The sequence below is a fragment of the Mesorhizobium sp. B1-1-5 genome (assembly GCF_006443065.1).
In the GTDB taxonomy this organism is placed as follows: Bacteria; Pseudomonadota; Alphaproteobacteria; order Rhizobiales; family Rhizobiaceae; genus Mesorhizobium.
Window position 1 is genome coordinate 1 of sequence record NZ_VFWS01000698.1, and the last position, 1,004, is coordinate 1,004.

Below are 1,004 nucleotides of genomic sequence, written 5' to 3' on the forward strand. Positions count from 1 at the left end.
GGAATATCCAAAGGGTTCTGCGTGACGAAATAGACACCGACGCCCTTCGAGCGGATCAGGCGCACCACCTGCTCGACGCGGTCGATCAGCACCTTCGGCGCGTCGTCGAAAAGCAGATGTGCCTCGTCGAAGAAGAAGACCAGCTTCGGCTGGTCGGGGTCGCCCACTTCGGGCAGCTCCTCGAACAGTTCCGACATCAGCCAAAGCAGGAACGTCGCGTAGAGTCGCGGATTCATCATCAGCTTGTCGGCGGCCAGCACGCTGATGGCGCCGCGGCCGTCGCGGGTGGTGCGCATGATGTCGGCGATGCGCAATGCCGGCTCGCCGAAGAAGTTCGCCGCCCCCTGCTGTTCCAGCACCAGCAGCGTGCGCTGGATGGCCCCGACCGAGGGTTTCGTCACATTGCCGTAGCGGGCGCTGATCTCTTCGGCGCGCCCGGCGATATTGGCGAGCAGCGCCTGCAGGTCCTTGAGGTCGAGCAGCAGCAGGCCTTCCTCATCGGCGATGCGGAAGGCGATGTTCATGATGCCTTCCTGGGCTTCGGACAGATTCATCAACCGCGACAAGAGCAGCGGGCCCATCTCGGAGATGGTGGCGCGGATGGGGTGGCCCTGTTCGCCGAACAGATCCCAGAAGATGACGGGGAATTCCTGAAAGTCATAGGGGTCGAGCTTGACCTGCTCGGCGCGCTTGACCAGGAAATCCTGCGCCGTGCCGATCATGGCTATACCGGAGAGATCGCCCTTGATGTCGGCGCAGAACACCGGCACGCCGGCATTGGAGAATCCCTCGGCCAATATTTGCAAGGTGACCGTCTTGCCGGTGCCGGTGGCACCGGTCACCAGGCCGTGACGGTTGCCATAGTGCAAAAGCAGGTTTTCGGGACGCTGATAGCTGTCGTCGGGCTTGCGGCTGGCGCCTATGAAAATGGTGTCGTCAGCCATATGTCCGGTCTCCGCAAACTGCTGTGTATAAAACCAGCCCCTTGCCCGAAGGTATAGTGG

At 61.9% G+C, this 1,004-nt stretch carries 1 protein-coding gene; it reads right to left on the reverse strand.

What is annotated here, in order from left to right; genetic code table 11:
• On the reverse strand, nt 1-944 hold a 944-nt coding region (locus FJ980_RS34495; protein ID WP_140547773.1), incomplete at its 3' end, for a helicase HerA-like domain-containing protein.
• Nucleotides 945-1,004 lie beyond the last annotated feature (60 nt).